This window comes from Wolbachia endosymbiont (group A) of Andrena hattorfiana (assembly GCF_947179565.1).
Classification (GTDB): Bacteria; Pseudomonadota; Alphaproteobacteria; order Rickettsiales; family Anaplasmataceae; genus Wolbachia.
This window is the reverse complement of the sequence record NZ_CAMXBT010000001.1, coordinates 274,128-290,556: the sequence shown is the minus strand read 5'-3', so window position 1 is coordinate 290,556 and position 16,429 is coordinate 274,128. Positions and strand designations below refer to the sequence as shown.

Annotated in this window: 19 protein-coding genes and 1 pseudogene; 18 read left to right on the top strand and 2 right to left on the bottom strand. The window is 35.0% G+C overall.

What is annotated here, in order from left to right; all coding sequences use genetic code 11:
* Position 1 precedes the first annotated feature (1 nt).
* From OM966_RS01490 to OM966_RS01405, 18 genes and pseudogenes are all read left to right on the top strand, one after another.
* Positions 2-1,954, top strand: a complete 1,953-nt coding sequence (locus tag OM966_RS01490; protein WP_264328551.1) for a DUF4815 domain-containing protein — start codon at positions 2-4, stop codon at positions 1,952-1,954.
* 17 nt (positions 1,955-1,971) lie between these two features.
* Complete coding sequence (locus tag OM966_RS01485) at positions 1,972-3,150, top strand: hypothetical protein (protein WP_264328513.1); 1,179 nt, start codon at positions 1,972-1,974, stop codon at positions 3,148-3,150.
* A 5-nt stretch (positions 3,151-3,155) separates the two neighbouring features.
* Positions 3,156-3,341 carry a hypothetical protein gene (locus OM966_RS01480; protein WP_264328512.1) on the top strand — a complete coding sequence of 62 codons (186 nt, stop codon included), beginning with the start codon at positions 3,156-3,158 and terminating at the stop codon, positions 3,339-3,341.
* Entirely contained in the window at positions 3,338-4,798 is a 1,461-nt protein-coding gene (locus OM966_RS01475) for a hypothetical protein (protein ID WP_264328511.1), read from the top strand. The genes OM966_RS01480 and OM966_RS01475 overlap by 4 nt, the downstream gene beginning before the upstream one ends.
* A 6-nt stretch (positions 4,799-4,804) precedes the next feature.
* Positions 4,805-5,365 (top strand): hypothetical protein, encoded by a 561-nt coding sequence (locus tag OM966_RS01470; RefSeq protein ID WP_065095397.1) that lies wholly within the window; start codon positions 4,805-4,807, stop codon positions 5,363-5,365.
* Positions 5,358-6,545 carry a phage tail sheath subtilisin-like domain-containing protein gene (locus tag OM966_RS01465; protein WP_065095403.1) on the top strand — a complete coding sequence of 396 codons (1,188 nt, stop codon included), beginning with the start codon at positions 5,358-5,360 and terminating at the stop codon, positions 6,543-6,545. The genes OM966_RS01470 and OM966_RS01465 overlap by 8 nt, the downstream gene beginning before the upstream one ends.
* 11 nt (positions 6,546-6,556) lie before the next feature.
* Positions 6,557-7,063, top strand: coding sequence for a phage major tail tube protein (locus tag OM966_RS01460; protein ID WP_065095398.1), 507 nt, complete (start codon positions 6,557-6,559; stop codon positions 7,061-7,063).
* A gap of 122 nt (positions 7,064-7,185) precedes the next feature.
* Positions 7,186-7,422, top strand: a complete 237-nt coding sequence (locus tag OM966_RS01455) for a hypothetical protein (protein WP_065095399.1) — start codon at positions 7,186-7,188, stop codon at positions 7,420-7,422.
* The gene (locus OM966_RS01450; protein WP_065095400.1) at positions 7,398-7,688 is read left to right on the top strand and encodes a type II toxin-antitoxin system RelE family toxin; all 291 of its coding nucleotides are present in this window, start codon (positions 7,398-7,400) and stop codon (positions 7,686-7,688) included. The genes OM966_RS01455 and OM966_RS01450 overlap by 25 nt, the downstream gene beginning before the upstream one ends.
* 144 nt (positions 7,689-7,832) lie before the next feature.
* Positions 7,833-8,090, top strand: a complete 258-nt coding sequence (locus tag OM966_RS01445; protein ID WP_254229419.1) for a phage tail assembly protein — start codon at positions 7,833-7,835, stop codon at positions 8,088-8,090.
* Between the two features lie 100 nt (positions 8,091-8,190).
* Complete coding sequence (locus OM966_RS01440; protein WP_264328510.1) at positions 8,191-10,491, top strand: phage tail tape measure protein; 2,301 nt, start codon at positions 8,191-8,193, stop codon at positions 10,489-10,491.
* On the top strand, positions 10,491-10,838 hold the full coding sequence (locus OM966_RS01435) for a phage tail protein (protein WP_015589018.1): 348 nt from the start codon (positions 10,491-10,493) through the stop codon (positions 10,836-10,838). Before OM966_RS01440 ends, OM966_RS01435 begins: the two co-directional genes overlap by 1 nt.
* Positions 10,835-11,044: a tail protein X gene (locus OM966_RS01430; RefSeq protein WP_264328509.1), complete on the top strand. Its 210-nt coding sequence runs from the start codon at positions 10,835-10,837 to the stop codon at positions 11,042-11,044. Before OM966_RS01435 ends, OM966_RS01430 begins: the two co-directional genes overlap by 4 nt.
* Entirely contained in the window at positions 11,045-11,989 is a 945-nt protein-coding gene (locus OM966_RS01425) for a contractile injection system protein, VgrG/Pvc8 family (RefSeq protein ID WP_264328550.1), read from the top strand. It abuts the gene before it with no gap.
* Positions 11,990-12,070: 81 nt separating this feature from the next.
* Positions 12,071-12,536, top strand: a pseudogene (locus OM966_RS01420) (ankyrin repeat domain-containing protein).
* Between the two features lie 60 nt (positions 12,537-12,596).
* Positions 12,597-12,830 (top strand): hypothetical protein, encoded by a 234-nt coding sequence (locus OM966_RS01415; RefSeq protein ID WP_065095424.1) that lies wholly within the window; start codon positions 12,597-12,599, stop codon positions 12,828-12,830.
* Positions 12,831-12,857: 27 nt separating this feature from the next.
* The gene (locus tag OM966_RS01410; protein ID WP_065095425.1) at positions 12,858-13,775 is read left to right on the top strand and encodes a patatin-like phospholipase family protein; all 918 of its coding nucleotides are present in this window, start codon (positions 12,858-12,860) and stop codon (positions 13,773-13,775) included.
* Between the two features lie 11 nt (positions 13,776-13,786).
* Positions 13,787-14,371, top strand: coding sequence for a hypothetical protein (locus OM966_RS01405; protein ID WP_065095426.1), 585 nt, complete (start codon positions 13,787-13,789; stop codon positions 14,369-14,371).
* 92 nt (positions 14,372-14,463) lie between these two features.
* Here the strand turns inward: OM966_RS01405 and wmk (OM966_RS01400) are convergent, their stop codons facing one another.
* On the bottom strand, positions 14,464-15,375 hold the full coding sequence (wmk, locus tag OM966_RS01400) for a WO male-killing family protein Wmk (RefSeq protein WP_065095427.1): 912 nt from the start codon (positions 15,373-15,375) through the stop codon (positions 14,464-14,466).
* 49 nt (positions 15,376-15,424) lie between these two features.
* Positions 15,425-16,354 carry a WO male-killing family protein Wmk gene (wmk, locus tag OM966_RS01395; RefSeq protein WP_065095428.1) on the bottom strand — a complete coding sequence of 310 codons (930 nt, stop codon included), beginning with the start codon at positions 16,352-16,354 and terminating at the stop codon, positions 15,425-15,427.
* Between the last annotated feature and the right edge of the window lie 75 nt (positions 16,355-16,429).

Below are 16,429 nucleotides of genomic sequence, written 5' to 3'. Positions count from 1 at the left end.
CATGAGTTTAAACGGCTATTACAATCGCTTTGATCCTGACAAAGAGTACGAAAAAAGCTTATTCCTGGCAGGAAGGGGTTTACAGTCAGCAGAATTAAACGAGACTCAAGAGTATGCTCTTTTCAAGCTCAAAGGCATAGGAGATGCGATATTTCGTGATGGTGATGTTATAACAGGAAGCAACTGTATCATAGATGGGGAAACCGGCGAAGTCACACTTGAATCGGGAAAAATCTATCTTCGTGGAGCGGTGAGAAAAGTAGGGGGAAAAAGATTTATTATTCCACTGAATACCACAGTTCGCATCGGTGTTTTTTTCGCCCTATCCACTATTACAGAACTTGAGGATGAGAATCTTCGTGATCCTGCCGTTGGTACACGTAATTATCAAGAAGTAGGGGCAGCAAGACTTAAAGTTTCCACCATTTGGGGTTATCAAGCAGAGAATGTTTCTCCCACTTTTTCTACTGATGGAGAATTTTATCCAATTTACAACATTGAAAACGGAGTATTAATAGAGCATTCACCGCCACCACAAGCAAACATAGTAACCACAGTGCTTGCTCGTTATGACAAGGAGGCAAATGGTTCCTACGTCGTAAATGGGCTAGAAGTGATGTTCCTCCACAAAGAAGAAAAGGGAGAAGAAGGGGTAAAAAAGGGTAAAAAAGAAATTTTTGTGATTAATGAGGGCAAAGCTCATGTTGATGGTTATGAAATTGAGTTGCCTCACAGTATTCGTGTTTCTTTTGATGAAGATCCAGATATAAAATCAGTTGAATCAGAACCCCATACTTTTCAGCCAAACAGCGAAAGAGTAATGGAACTGAAGGTTAATGATTTTCCAATCAGCGAAATCAAAAAGGTTGATATCACTGTTCAAAAAACAGTTACCGTTACTCACGGTTCATACTCTGGAGCTATTGATCCGATACCTGACTCTGCGGTACTTGAGATTATTCAAATTAAACAAGGTGATGTTATTTATGAAAACAGTATAGACTATAAGTTAAACGCAGGAAACGTTGATTGGTCATTACCCGGCAAAGAACCAGCTCCTGGAAGTAGTTACTCGATAACCTATCGCTGTCGCACTCATGTAAGCCCTGAAGATATAAATGAAGAGGGATGTAAAGTAAGGGGAGCAGTTGATAACAGCTTGGTTCTGATTGATTACACCTGGAAGATGCCACGCTTTGATTTAATTACTATAGATAGCAAAGGGGTAGTAAGGAGAATAAAAGGAATTGCCCACCCTTGGAAACCATCAATGCCAAAAGCACCTAGCGGACAACTTTTACTCTGCTACATTCATCAGACGTGGAAAGATGGGGAAAAAGAAGGGGTGAAAGTAATGAATAATGCTATTCATGCTGTACCGATGAATGAACTTGAAGCAATGAAAAAAGGAATAAATGATCTTTATGCATTAGTTGCAGAGGAGCGTTTACGCAGTGATGCAAATTCAAGAGAGCCTACCACAAAAAAAGGGGTATTTGTAGATCCGTTCTTTGATGATGATATGCGCGATCAAGGAATTTCGCAGTCTGCAGCAATAGTAAATAGAGAGCTAGTTCTGCCAATAGATGTAGAAGTTGCAGATATTGAAAAAGGTGGGGAAAGATATCTTTTGCCATATGAACTTGAACCGGTACTGGAGCAGCTTTTACAGACTAAAGGAGAAAAGATTAATCCATATCAAGCTTTTGATCCAGTCCCGGCACAAATTACTCTAAATAAAAACATTGACCACTGGACAGAGGTTACCACTAATTGGAAAAGTCCAGTAACCAGAGTATTTAATGTTAAAGAAACAACAGAATTGCTGTCAAGTACTTCATACGAAGCTGAATTTATGAGAGAAGCAGTACAGAATTTTGAAATTGAAGGTTTTGAGCTAGGTGAAAGGCTTAAAGAAGTAAAATTTGACGGCATCATTATCCAACCTATGTAAAAATAAAAAGAAAAAAAGTGGAAAATCAAGGACAAATAAGTGGAAAAATAAAAATCCCAGCAAATATTCCAGCAGGTACTAAATTAGTACAGTTTTACGGGGATAAAGGAAGCTATGGAGAAACAACGTATACTGGTAAAAAAACTATTACCATAGAAGAAAGAAGAAGAGTGATCGCAGCAAGACGAGTTGATCCTTTAGCCCAAACATTTACGCTAAATGAGAGCAGACACATAGGAGGCGTGGAGCTATGGTTTATAAATAAAGGCAAAAAACGTGTTGTTGTGCAGATTAGAGAAACAGCAGTGGGAATGCCCTCGCAGACTGTCATTGCTGAAAGCTATATTGAGCCAAAAGATATAAAGATAGATGGCACAGCAACACGTATTACTTGGTCGCCAGTGTTTTGTCATGCTGGGCAGGAATATGCAATAGTTTTACTTACCGATGACGGGGAAAATGCGGTCAAAGTAGCAGAACTTGGCAAATATGATGCAGTAAATAGCCGTTGGGTAACAAGTCAGCCATATCAAGTAGGAGTATTACTGTCATCTAGCAATGCAAGTACGTGGACACCGCATCAGAATTTAGATTTAACGTTTCGACTACTAGCTGCAAAATTTAGTGAAGTTTCTCATGTTGTTGATCTGGGCAAAGTTACTGTAAATAATGTATCAGATTTAATTGTTTTGACGAACGTCGAAAAAGTAGCATTTGATACCAATGTAGAATTTATCTTAACAGATGAAGAGGGAAGAGAAAACTTTTTGTCTGATAATTTGCCACTTGCACTGCGTGAAAGAATAAGTGGGGAATTAACGGTAAAAGCAAGCCTAAAAGGAGGGCGAGAAAAAAGTCCAGTGCTATATCCTGGATTACAGCTAGTTCTGGGTAATCTTTCAGAGTCTGGAGATTATGTTACAAGAAGCATTACAGCAGGAGCTAACACTAAGATAACAATTACCTATGATGCGCTAATACCTGGTACTGCAGATGTTAAAACTTATGTAGAGAAAAACGTGGGAGAATGGCAATTAGTAGATTTAACAGTAGGAAAACCTATTGGAGACAACTGGGTGGAAAGAACTCACGTGCTATCAAATTTTAATGGTAATGAGACAAGGATAAAATTGGTTTTAAGTGGAACGGTTGCCTATCGTCCAAAGGTAAAAAACTTGCGGATTGTTATAACATAAAAAAAATGCCAAATGATGAAACGAGGCACGGATATCCTTTGCCGCATCCAGAGAACATAGCTGTAGAAGATGTAGTACGTATACGCAGAGCCATAGAAAAGATAGATGAAGATATGAGTGAAAGAGAAGATGAACTTAAAAATAATTTTGAACGATTTAGATTTGAAACTTTTTTGAATTTTTGGGAATGAAGGAAGCAATATACCAAAGGATAAAGGATTTAGCAGCAAATAGTACACCTGATCAATTGGCATATCTTGCAAAATCGCTGGAATTAATAATAGATAAAAAAACTATTTCCAACGTTGTGCAAATGACCACAATAAAAGAAATAATTGATGTACTACAAGGAAGGCTTAAGGATTTAGCAGCAAATAGTACACCAGATCAATTAGCATATCTTGCTAAAGCATTGGAATTGATAGTCGACAAAAGTTCGGTTTCTGAAATTGTACAGATGACAGATGGTAAGCTAAAAGAACTTCTTGATAGTGCAAAAAAACACTTAAGTGACATAAACAGCAATAAAGCAAGCTCTATATCGGCGATAACTGTAGCAAAAACAGAATCTGTAAGTGAAATCAACAAGCTTAGGGATAGTTCCTTAAACACTTTAAAAGCATCATCAGATTCACATATATCGCTACTTGATACTCGTAAAAATACCAATATTGCGGCAATAAATAGTGTTGGCAATGATCATAAAGATGGTCTTAAAGGTTTAGTGGATAACTTTCGTGCTGTTAATGATGTGCCAGGTGGTTCATCGATCATGAAGGAAATAAAAACCAGGGAAGACCAACTAAAAACACTGACAACCAAATTTAACTCCATCAATGATGTGCCTAGCAGTTCATCAATTATGAGAGAAGTGAAAAAGAGGAATATGGTTGAACCAGGGTCATTACCTTTCTTGTTTGGTGTACTTGGCAGAAAAAATAATTACTTTGGCCACGGAACTTTTACAACAGAGCTTGGAAAGTGGAGCAGTGATATAACAAAAACAGACTATATGCTGCAACTACTAGCAGGTAGCCATACATACGATACAGATTACGTTAGTTTTTATCGGCCAAGACAACTCTATTTTATAGAGGGAAATAAAGGAACATTTATTTACGGAGAGTTATGCACAAATAGTTTTTCTGGTAGTTATGATGAGATATACTATTACCCATATGCTGCACTTGGAGTAGTATTTGTAAAAAATACAACCAATGTGAACATAAATAAAACAATAGAATTTGTTGGATCATCGTACTCAAGTACGGAGTATGGGGGTGCAGGATTATTTGTGGGAACACCAGATAATACCAATAAATCAAGTATTTCAAGAATAATATGGAAAAATGTTTACCAATACACAAGTTCTGATAGCAAGTTAGCTGGATCTGGCAATGTAGAAATTCCAGCAGGAAAAACAGTTGCAATATTACTTTACACATCATCTTACCTATGTTCCAGAACACAAGTCAGTCAAGGTATGCTTGCATCAAATTATGTATACAACTATGGTCAATTTATCCAGTGGGGAATATATAACATACGTAGCAATTTTCTAACCACGGGGCTTGAAATAGATGTAGAGAGAACGCTAAAAGCTTGGCAATGTCCTGGGTTATCTGAAACTTATGAACTCTGGAGGTAACAAAGAATGTCTATCTACATTAGATTTGAGAATGATAAACAAGTAGAAACAACAACGCTTGAAAGTAAGCCAACTGAAAATGATTGGTATGAAGCACCAGAAGATTTTGATTGGCAAAAAAGCTATTGTTTAACAGAAGGAGGAAAAATTGCTCAGCGTACTAAAGAAGATATACAAAAGGAGTTACTGGATAATGCGAAGCTTTGTGCATTTGATAGTATGCGTTTCTATTATGATAATCATACTCACCAATATGCAGGTCATTCTCACCAAAAAGCTAAATCTTATGAGATTCAAGCGGAAGCCGCAAAAAGCATTCTAGCAGCACCAGAATCTATAGATGAAAAGGATAAAGAAATTATAGAACCTTTAGCAAAAGTCCGTGGTATTACGGTTATTGAAATGGCAAGAATAATTGAGGAAAAAGTGAAAAAAGCAGTAAAAGCAATAATTAAATGTGAAGAGCTTGAAGATTTAGCCAAAAGAAAGATTGAAGAAGCCGAAAGTGAAAATGAGCTACAGACTTTGCTAGATGATTTCAGGAAAAAAATACAAAGAAATGGCTGAAGAATTTTTACATGGCGTAAATGTTATTGAGGTAACCTCAGGAGCAAAGACAGTACGTACAGCTAAATCATCAGTGATAGGTGTAATTGGTACTGCACCTGAAGCAGATGAGCAAAAATTTCCGCTAAATAAACCAGTGTTAGTTGCAGGAAGCTTAAAGGAAGCAGCAAAGCTCGGAAAGAGTGGCAGTTTACCTTCTGCAATAAATGGAATATTTTCCCAGATTGGTGCAACAGTAGTAGTTATTCGAGTTAAAGAAAGTGAAAACAGCGATCCAAAGCTCAAAGAAAGTGAAACTATTCAAAGTATAATCGGTGGAGTTGATAAAGAAACCGGAGAATATCAGGGAATTGAGGCATTTCTCAGCAGTGAAAGCATAGTTCATGTTGCGCCAAGAATATTAATTGCACCTCAGTTTACTCATCAGTTACCTGAAATAGATGGAGTAAATTCAGTAGTGAGTGCTTTAATTTCCATAGCAGAAAAATTAAGAGCAATTATTGTTGCAGATGGACCAAATACCAATGATAAAGAAGCAATAAAATGGAGAAAAAGTGTAGGCAGCTCAAGAGTTTACGTAGTTGACCCATGGATTAAGTTATTTATTGAAGGAAAAGAAAAAATCTTGCCATCGAGTCCATTTGTAGCTGGTTTAATAGCTAAGATAGACAGCGAGCAAGGCTTCTGGCACTCACCTTCAAATAAAGAAATAAACGGTATTATTGGCACAAGCAGGCCTATTGATTTTACGCTCGGTAATACAAATTGTAGAGCAAACCACTTGAATGAAAATGAAGTAACAACGATAATTCATCAAAATGGCTATAGGCTTTGGGGAAATAGAACATGTTCAAATGACTCAAAATGGGCTTTTTTATCAGTGAGAAGAACTGCAGATTTAATTAACGATAGTTTACTTAGGGCTCATTTATGGGCAGTTGATCGCAATATCACTAAAACTTATATAGATGATGTGATTGAGGGGGTGAATTCTTATTTGGCCAATTTAAAAGCACAAGGAGCAATTATCAGCGGAAAATGTTATGCAACTCCCGAACTCAATACACCGGCAAATATTGCAAGCGGAAAAGTGTATTTTGATTTTGAGTTTACACCGCCATATCCGGCTGAGCAAATAATATTCAGGTCTCATCTTGTAAATAATAGTGTAATAAGTTAGGAGAAAGTAAAGTGTTACCGAAAATACTGAGAAATTTTAACGTATTTGTTGATGGCCGGGGTTATGCAGGAAAAATAGATGAAATAACCTTGCCAAAACTTACCATAAAAACAGATGAATATAGAGCTGGTGGTATGGATATTCCAATAAATATTGACATGGGCATGGAGAAATTAGAAGCAGACTTTACTTTTTCTGAATACGATACAGAGCTCTTTCGGCTATTTGGGTTGATAAATGGAAATTCGGTATCTTTGACGCTCAGAGGTGGAATGCAAGGTAGTGGAAGTAATGATATTGAAGCAGTAATAATCAATTTAAGAGGCATTTTTAAAGAGTTTGATTTTGGTAACTGGAAACCTGCTGAAAAAGCAACGCTGAAGTGTACTGTCGCTGCTCATTACTATAAACTTACTATAGGTGGCAATGAGTTAATAGAAATCGATGCTGAAAATATGATTAGAAAGATAAATGGTGTTGATCAGATGGCCTTTCTACAAACGGTTTTAGGGATTTGATATGGTTGATAAAATTAAACAAAAATGCTAAAATATAAAGCATATATTTTGAACGCTTTTTTTATTGAAAAGTTTAGAAAAACATTATAAAATAATCATAGTGGTGGATTTTAGTAAAGTATATGGCAAATCTTGGAACTAATGTAGCTCTTAGCAAAGAAACTTCACAGCATCTTGCTGAACTGGCCAAGCTCACTAAGCAGCCTGCTCAAGAACTGGCAGAAAGGTTAATCAGGGAAGCAATTGAGCTTGAAGAGGAGGACATTTTATTATCTGCAGTTGCTGATGAGTATGATATTGAAGGTGCAAAAAAGACTAAAAGTGAGGACGTAGATTGGGATACACTATTATCTTCCTAGACAGTGCTCTCGAAAGAGATCTCCCAAGTCTTCCGAAAACAGTAAGATCAAGGGTTATAAGTGCAATAAAAGAGCGGCTTACAGTTGATCCTATTAATCTTGGTGAAGTGCTACACCATAGTCTTAAGGGATGCAGAAGACTAAGGGTTGGTGATTACCGTACTATATATCATGTCAACACTGCAAAATATGAAGTAACCATAGTTACAATAGGACATAGAGATACAATTTACGAGAAGGCTAGAAAGATACTGCGTAGACATTAAATATATTTTAACTTTTTTATTGAAAAAATTTAGAAAAATGGACTTCAATAAAGCACAAGCGTAATAGAACCACAATCATAATAAAAAAATTAGTTATGTAAAAGCCAAGCAGACTTTTATTTAATTAACTTTTTAAGGAGAAATATGCAAGCTATAACACTTAATAACCCAATAACAGTTGATGGTATTTCTGTCTCAGAACTTACCATTAGACGTCCAAAAGTTAGAGATTATCTAGCTATTGAGAGACTTAATGGTAGTGATCTGAGTAAGGAAGTAACTTTGACTGCCAATCTGACATCAGTTGCAAAAGAAGCGATTGAAGAGTTAGATATTGCAGACTATGTGAAAGTGCAAGAAGTATTAAAAGATTTTTTTTCACCAATTATCCAAAAGACTTGAGGTCAGAAGTAATCACGCTTAGTTCTATTATTGGTAGTGGAATTGAGTCTTTGCTTGATATGGAAATTAATGAATTTATCCTATGGAATGAAGCAGCGAAATGTCAACGTTATCTATAAAAATCGGAGCAATCTTGGATGGCAGTTTCAGTACTGTAATAAAGGGAAGTAGTAGTCAACTTACTCGTCTTGGTGAGAATATAAGAAAGCTTGATTCATCTTTAAAATCAGTATCAAAGTTTAAGCAGTTGGGTAGTGATGTTTTGACTAGCAGGAGATCATGGAAGGGCTTTGAAGATCAAGTAAAATCTTTAGCTAAACAAATGAAAGCGATAGAGAAACCGAGCAAAACTTTAAAAGCTGAGTTTGATAAAGCTAAGTTTTCTGCAACAAAAGCAAAAGAGGCATACTTAAGAAAGAGAGATGCCTTGCATTCATTCAATGAAGAAGTAAGGAAAAGTGGAAGAAATATTAAGTCATTAGTAAGTGATCAATATAAACTTGGTTCTTCTATTGAAGTACTAAAAGGTAAGTATGGTAAGCTTGGATCTGCAATACGTAGTCACCAAAATGTTTTAGCAAGTAAAGCACATTTTAAGTTACAAATTATAGAGACTATTGGACTAGGGCTAACGCTTGCAGCTCCAGTTAAAGTTGCGATTGACTTTGAAAGTGCTATGGCTGATGTTACAAAAGTGGTAGATTTTAAAAAAGGAACGGATGAAGCAACTAAATTTGCCAAGAAGTTGAAAGAGATGTCACATACTATACCATTATCAGCGGCAGAACTGGCACAAATAGCTGCAAGCGGTGGTCAACTTGGTATCAAGAAAGAAGATCTTTTTATGTTTACAGAAACAGTGGCAAAAATGTCTACAGCATTTGATATGTCTGCAGAGCAAGCAGGTGATTCTATAGCTAAACTCTCTAACGTTTATGGAATTGATGTTAGTAGAATGGAACATGTTGGTAATGTGATCAACCACTTATCAGATAACACTGCTGCTAAAGCAAGAGATATGGTTGAAGCTCTAGCAATAGTTGGTGGTACTGCAAAGCAGTTTGGTTTGGATATCGAGAAAACAAGTAGTTTAGCAAATGCTTTCATTAGCTTAGGTAAAACACCTGAAAAAGCTGCAACTGCTATAAATGCTCTACTTAGTAAACTTCAGACTGCTGAAGAACAAGGAGGGGATTTTAAAGCAGCACTAGAGCAAATGGGCATAACTGCAGAAGAAATAGTACAAAGAATAAGCGAAAACGGCGAAGAAGCATTACTCTACTTTTTTCAAACTCTAAAGAAAATGGATAACCAGGAACGTTCTACAATCCTTATGAAACTTTTCGGTCAGGAATATCAAGATGATATTGCATTATTAGCTGGAAGTTTTAACAAATATGAAGATGCTATAAGGTTACTAGCTGACACAGAAGAGTACAAGAGCTCGTTGCAGAAAGAATTTCAAAACCGTGTAGACACCACAGCCAGTAAATTACGACTTCTTCGAAACGCAATAGCTGAAGTTGGTATGAACCTGGGTTCAGTGATGCTGCCTACTTTAAAATCTATAGCTGAATTTTTACAAGAAAAAACTAGAAGCATAGCGTTATTTGCAGAAAAATATCCAACTTTAACCAAAGCAATCATGGGAACTATAGCAGCTTTAATAAGTTTGAAAATCTTAGTAGTGGGCTTAGGTTATGGATTTACTTTTTTAGCAAGTACAGTTCTCGGTTTAAGAGCAAAAATAATTGCAACATTTTCATTTTTATCAGCTACAGTTTTTCCTGCAGTAATAACAGGACTAAGAGCAGTAACACTCGCTGTAATGAGTAACCCGATTGGATTTTTAATAGCAAGTCTTGTTACTGGTGCAGCTCTTGTTGTGACTAACTGGCAAAAGGTGAAAGACTTTTTCTCTAGCTTTTGGAAATCACTTATTAAACCTATAGGAGAAGCTTTTTCATGGATAGGGGAAAGTGTATTTGGAAAAGTACTGGGGAATAGCACATTGAAAGAGCTTAAAAAAAGGAAAAGTATTGTTACTGAAGTAAAAGCAGTCCATACTCCCTTAAAGAGCAACATTTTCAACAGTGGAAATCCTTTGTTAGGTAACAGTATAATTAAAGAATTTTCCAAGAGAAATAAGAATATCTTTAGAGTCAAAAGCCTTATCGAAGAGAAAAAGTCCACAGAAAACGATAAGATACTTGCTGACTTTGCAAGGAGTAAATTTGAAAATAAAGAACAAAATAAAACTCAGAACATCACTAATAATTACACTATCAGCATTAAAGCAGAACCTAACCAAGATGTACGTAGCCTTGCAGATGAAGTAATAAAAAGGATAAGAGAAAAGTCACGTGATGTTTTATTTGATACGGTAGAGACATTTTATTGATGCTATCTCTTGGTCCGTATAAGTTTGCTCCCACAAGTTTAAAGTATAGCAGAGAAAATCGTTGGAGCACGATTGAGTGTATTGAAAATATGCCACTATTACAAAATATCGGTCAAGGTGTAGAAAATATAGATTTAGAAGGAATGATTTATCTGCATAATCTCAACGGGCTAAATCAATTAAAGAGTGTGAAAGAAGCTGAAAAACCACATATTTTAGTAGATAGTTTAGGTAATATTTTAGGACAATTCGTAATTACTAGGTTAGAAGAAAAGCAGATGTATTTTTTACCTAATGGACTACCAAGAAAAGTTGAATTTAGTTTGAGTTTAAAAAGCTATAGATGACTGTATACTATGTGAGTAAAGAAAATGAGATGTTAGATCTGATTTGCTGGAAACATTACGGATTTACGGATGGAGTAGTGGAATTAGCACTAGCAGAGAACTTAGGTTTGGCAGAATATGGAAGCTTTTTGCCAGCAGGATTAAAGATAAAGCTTTCTGCTATTCAGAAAACAGTACAAAAGTCAAAATTAAAGGTGTGGGAATAAATGCAGCCAGATTTTGTAATAGATAAATGTGAATCAATTAGAGATAGAGTTATATCGTTACGCCTTACCGATGAATCTGGAACTATAGATGATATAGTTGAAGTACATGTTGATTACAGAGATGAAAACTTAAATGTTCCGAATGAATTGAACATAGCACTAGGTTATAAGGAATTTGGAATCTTTCCAATGGGTATATATACAGTCAACGAAGTGACTATACAGGGTCCACCTAAGACTCTACTAATCAAAGCTCATGCAACAAATTTAAGAATATCTTTGAAGGCAAAAGTATCAAAAGAATGGCGCCAAATTACCATAGAAAACTTAGTAAAAGAAATAGCCCAAAAACATGGATATGGATACAAAGTCGCTGAGGAATTTAAGAATGTATTGATACCCCATATTAATCAGGCAGATGAAAGTGATATAAGTCTGTTAACAAAGATCGCAACAGAGCGTGAAGCAATGGCAAAGCTAGCTGGCGGATATATACTTTTTATTCCAAAAGGCAAAGCAAAATCGGCAACTGGAAAAGCTTTAGGAACAACAGCTATTAGACCTCAAGACACGATAAATTGGAAAGTGCATTTTACCGTAAGCAGGTACAACTCAGTGATTGCAAAATGGCATAGCTATGAAAAAGGTGCAACTATATCAGAAACAGTTGGCTCTGGTAGTCCAAGTTATATTATACAAACGCTTTATTCGAATGCAGAATCAGCACTAAGTGCAGCAAATGCTAAAATTAAACAACTCAAGCGAAATAATGCAGTGTTGGATATCACTATGCCTGGTAATCCAGAACTATTTGCAGAGGCGAAACTTAGCTTATTAGAATTTCATCAAGATATAGACGGTGAATGGATAATTGACAGAGCAGAACATTTGTTAGATGGTTCAGGTTATCGCACTGCATTATCAGCATCTATCAGTAAATGTTAAACGAAAATCAGTAAAATAAATATTCAATGTTAAGAAAAGTGTTAAACATGAGCAAGAAATAAGCTACACTTTTGGTGGTTTATAGCAACAGTAGTATATTACCTATTGCTATACGAAAGCAAAAGCGACAGACAATTATAAAACAATACTGCGGATTGCATCTGAAAATTGTAACTTAGAGACTGTAAAATTTTCAGCAAATAATCTATTAGATATTAATACACAGATTCCCGAATTAACAGCATTACATTATGCATCTGGTGCAGGATGTTTGGAGATTGTTAAATTTTTAATAGAAAAAGGAGTTGATATAAACACAGAAAAATATGAAAGATGGACAGCATTACATGCAGCTTCATACAAAGGTAACCTAGAGATAATTAAATTTTTGTTAGAAAAAGGCGCAAACCCTAACATTAGAGACACAGATGGAAAAAACCCAAGAGATGTAGCTGTACTAAGATCGCGGCATAATAAAGATAAACCATACGATGAAATTATACACTTGCTCTATAATGCTGAAAAGAAACACGAGTCTGATCGGTAATATTTCGTAACTGGAAACGAGAAGTAGTTGAAAGTTTTTTATTACACAGTTAGGAGAAACATGCAGAATCAAAAGATTCCAATCACAGTAATAGTAACGATGGTAATACAGACCATAGCAACAATTTGGTGGCTTGCCAAGCTGGATTTACGGGTTCACATTCATGATAAATTTATAGAGCAGAACAACGGATTGACCGTTACGGTATATCGTCTGGAAGAACGGGTAAAAAATCTTTCTGAGGAACTTGATGAGTTTAAATTACAAGTCTTAAGCGGGAAAATTAAATCTTAACATCTTTATCTAAATTTTCATTTCACAATGACTAAATATATTTTATCCGTTGACGGCGGAGGCATAAGAGGAATAATACCAGCCATAATACTAGCAGAAATAGAAAAAAGATCAAGAAAAAAGGTAGCAGAAATCTTTGATCTTATGGCAGGGACCTCAACCGGTGGAATTGTTGTAGCAGGATTATGTAAAAAAGATAAACAAGGAAACCCTCAATATTCAGCCAATGATTTAGTTGAGCTTTACCAAAAGTATGGACCATATATTTTCAAGTCTTCATTTTTTAGGCGATCAATATTATCTTGGTTTAACTGTGCACAATACCCATATAAAAATATTGAATTTGTATTGGACAAATATTTTGGTGATGATACTCTACAAAACACTTTAAATAATGTACTGCTTACCAGTTACGACATTCAGAATAATTGCCCATTTTTCTTTAAAAGCTGGAAAGAAGGTACTATTAAGCTGAAAGATGCACTCAGAGCTGCAACGGCTGCACCTACTTATTTCATACCAAAACATCTAAAAATTGACCAGATAGATAGAGTATTAGTGGATGGCGGGGTGTTTGCCAATAATCCTGCGGCTTGTGCATATGCAAGTGGTAAGAAATTGTTTCCAAATGATGAGATTATACTGTTATCACTAGGTACTGGTAGAACAGATAGAAGCATAGCTAATTCAAGGAGATTTGGAAAAATAGGATGGATCAAGCCACTACTGAATGTGATGTTTTCTTCAAGTTTAGATGCAGTAAACTATCAACTTAATCAAGTTATAGCTGATAAATATATACGCATACAATCGCAACTAAAAATAGCATCACCTGACATGGATAATATTACATCAAAAAATATCAAATCTCTTCAGCAGGAGGCAAATGCAATGATAGAAGGTAATCAAAAAGTAATCGATAAATTTTGCGATATCGTATCTTAATTTACATAAAAATGCCAAGCAAACTAAAAAAATTATACCACAAAGCAAAGAAAGGTTTAAAAAACATAGTTTCGTCCGAAAAACATACTAAGGGCCAAGAAGCTAAAACTTCAAACGATAAGCCAAAACCGCTACATGAGCAACCTCTAAAGTTGATGGAGAAGACCTCTAAAGTAAAAAAAGATAAAAAAGGAATAAAAGAAAAAATAAAAAGCTTTAAAATAAAACCCGTAGAAAAAGAGCTGAAAAAGGGTAACATATTCAAAAAAGGCTTCAAAAAGCTAAAAGGGAAAATAAAAAGCCTAAACCCCATAAAGTCCAAGAAAAACAAGATAATCGGGAGCAAAAGACTAGCATTTTTACTAACATCTGCTACAATCGTGGCAATTTTACCAACATTCAGTTTAGCTCCCTTGCCAGCATTAGCGGTAACTTCTGCATGTGTTTTCAGTATTAATTTTATAGCTGTGAAGACGTTAAAGAAAGTTATCAAACAACGCAAATTAGCAGTAAGATCCGAAGATGAGCCAGAAAAACTAGAAGAGGTATCTGTTGAACAAGCGAAATCTAAGCAAATTTTCAGAGATGGTAAATAGATTTATTAAATAAACAATTACTTTTGCTTATATCTTAATATATTATTTCTGAGTACCTCTGTTTTTAATCCAGAATTCAAGTTGTTACTTCATCACTCACTCAACTCATCAACAGTTAGACCACTTGCTCGCACAATAATCTCAATCGCAATACCTGCCTTAACTAGATCTTTTGCAATCTTGATTTTCTCTGCTTTTTTAACTTTTTCCTTGCCGCTTTTCATATCTTCAGATAGAGATTTGACTAATGCATCTAATGATTCTTGTTCTCTGTACTCATCCATTAAACTCAATAGCTTTTTGCTTTCTCTTGTTTTAGGCAGTAGAACTTTAATATTCACTGATAATGCTCTTGCTATTTCATATAATTTATCAAATGAGATGGCAGTATATCCTTTTTCATATTCGTGTATTTCCTTGAGCGTTAAATCAATTTTATCCGCCAAATCTTTTTGAGTATATCTTCTTATCAATCTCCATTCTCTTATTCTTTGCCCTATTCTGTAATATATAGAATCAGTGTAAATTTCTTGTTCTGTATCATTATACTCGTAAATAGATAAGCCGGTTGCTTGGGAAATTATGTCAACTGAAACTCCTTCTTTTACTAGATTTTTTGCTATTTCCAACTTTGCTTCTTCCTGATTAATTTTTTCGCTAATATGAACAAACCTGACTAATGAAGGTACTATTTTGCCTAACTTTTGACTCTCGTATATTTTTGTTAGATAGAGTATTTCTTCGTCTTCATCTTCATGCTCTCTTACTGTTATTGGTTTAGGTAATAGATCTACAGCATCAACTGATAATACTCTTGCTATTATATATAGTACTTCAATTGGAATAACGATATATCCCTGTTCATAGCTGTTTACTTCTTGATATGCTAGCCCGATCTTACTTGCCAACTCTGCTTGAGTACACCTTTGCATTAATCTACACTCTTCTATTTTTTGCCCTATTTTGTAGCTTATAGGACTAACATTACTTGCAGAAATAAACATATATACCTCCATTTAAGAAAAAACTTTATTGCTATAATTTTTTTACGAGCTATCCATCTAAAACCATATCAATAGATAAACCTACCGCTTGCAAAATAATATCAATAGAAATTCCCCCTTTTACTAGATCCTTTGCAACTTTAATCCTTTCTATCTCTCTCACTTTCTCCTCACAAATACGTATTCCCTCAAACAGAGATTTTATTAGTGCATTACGTAGTTCTTGGCTCTCAATTTCTTTGTATTCTTTAATCAAATCAAGCAGCTCATTTTCCACTGTACTACCTTCATCTTTCTCTATTAGTAGATCTGTAATATTAATCGATAACGCTTCTGCCATTTCATATAATTTATCAAGTGGAACAGCAGTCCTTCCTTGTTCATAGTTGCTTATTTCATGACGTGTTGTATTCATTTTCTCTGCTAAATCTTTTTGAGTATACTCTCTCACTAGCCTCCATTCTTTTATCTTCTTTCCTATTTTGTAGTAGATAGAACCTGTTTTTTCTTCAATACATTCATCAGCAGAGAGGCCAATTGCTTGTGAAACAATATCAACAGAAATTCCTGCTTTAACCAGACCATTTGCAATTTTTATTTTTTCCGATTTTCTACTACTTTTCTCACTAACTTGAACAAATTTGGTTAATAAACAAAACATCCTACGTAACTCTTGATCATTAATCTTTTTATATTTCCTTACTAAATCTAATATTTCCTCTCCCTCATCTTCAAAACAGATTTTTTCATTTGATACAGGAATAAGATCCTTAATATTAATTGATAATACCTCTGCCATAGCGTATAACTTCCCAATTGAAATTTTTCGTGTTCCTTTTTCATATTGTAGTACTATTTGATACGTTACTCCGATTTTTCCCGCTAAATCTCTTTGAGTATATCCTCGCTTTAACCTCCAGTTTCTTACTTTTTGTGCTATTTGGTATCTTAGAGAGATAGTAGTAGTATGCTTTGCCATACAGAAATAAATATTATACAGGTTAACATAAATCAAAATTGTTGAACATTTCTTCAAAATTGTGTATAATTATTA

Coding starts and splice junctions, on each gene's coding strand:
- OM966_RS01425 (WP_264328550.1), top strand. CDS start 11,045: ATGCAGCCAGATTTTGTAATAGATAAATGTGAATCAATTAGAGATAGA.
- OM966_RS01465 (WP_065095403.1), top strand. CDS start 5,358: ATGGCTGAAGAATTTTTACATGGCGTAAATGTTATTGAGGTAACCTCA.
- OM966_RS01415 (WP_065095424.1), top strand. CDS start 12,597: ATGCAGAATCAAAAGATTCCAATCACAGTAATAGTAACGATGGTAATA.
- OM966_RS01430 (WP_264328509.1), top strand. CDS start 10,835: ATGACTGTATACTATGTGAGTAAAGAAAATGAGATGTTAGATCTGATT.
- OM966_RS01405 (WP_065095426.1), top strand. CDS start 13,787: ATGCCAAGCAAACTAAAAAAATTATACCACAAAGCAAAGAAAGGTTTA.
- OM966_RS01455 (WP_065095399.1), top strand. CDS start 7,186: ATGGCAAATCTTGGAACTAATGTAGCTCTTAGCAAAGAAACTTCACAG.
- OM966_RS01490 (WP_264328551.1), top strand. CDS start 2: ATGAGTTTAAACGGCTATTACAATCGCTTTGATCCTGACAAAGAGTAC.
- OM966_RS01410 (WP_065095425.1), top strand. CDS start 12,858: ATGACTAAATATATTTTATCCGTTGACGGCGGAGGCATAAGAGGAATA.
- OM966_RS01435 (WP_015589018.1), top strand. CDS start 10,491: ATGCTATCTCTTGGTCCGTATAAGTTTGCTCCCACAAGTTTAAAGTAT.
- wmk (WP_065095427.1), bottom strand. CDS start 15,375: ATGTTTATTTCTGCAAGTAATGTTAGTCCTATAAGCTACAAAATAGGG.
- OM966_RS01475 (WP_264328511.1), top strand. CDS start 3,338: ATGAAGGAAGCAATATACCAAAGGATAAAGGATTTAGCAGCAAATAGT.
- OM966_RS01480 (WP_264328512.1), top strand. CDS start 3,156: ATGCCAAATGATGAAACGAGGCACGGATATCCTTTGCCGCATCCAGAG.
- OM966_RS01440 (WP_264328510.1), top strand. CDS start 8,191: ATGTCAACGTTATCTATAAAAATCGGAGCAATCTTGGATGGCAGTTTC.
- OM966_RS01445 (WP_254229419.1), top strand. CDS start 7,833: ATGCAAGCTATAACACTTAATAACCCAATAACAGTTGATGGTATTTCT.
- wmk (WP_065095428.1), bottom strand. CDS start 16,354: ATGGCAAAGCATACTACTACTATCTCTCTAAGATACCAAATAGCACAA.
- OM966_RS01470 (WP_065095397.1), top strand. CDS start 4,805: ATGTCTATCTACATTAGATTTGAGAATGATAAACAAGTAGAAACAACA.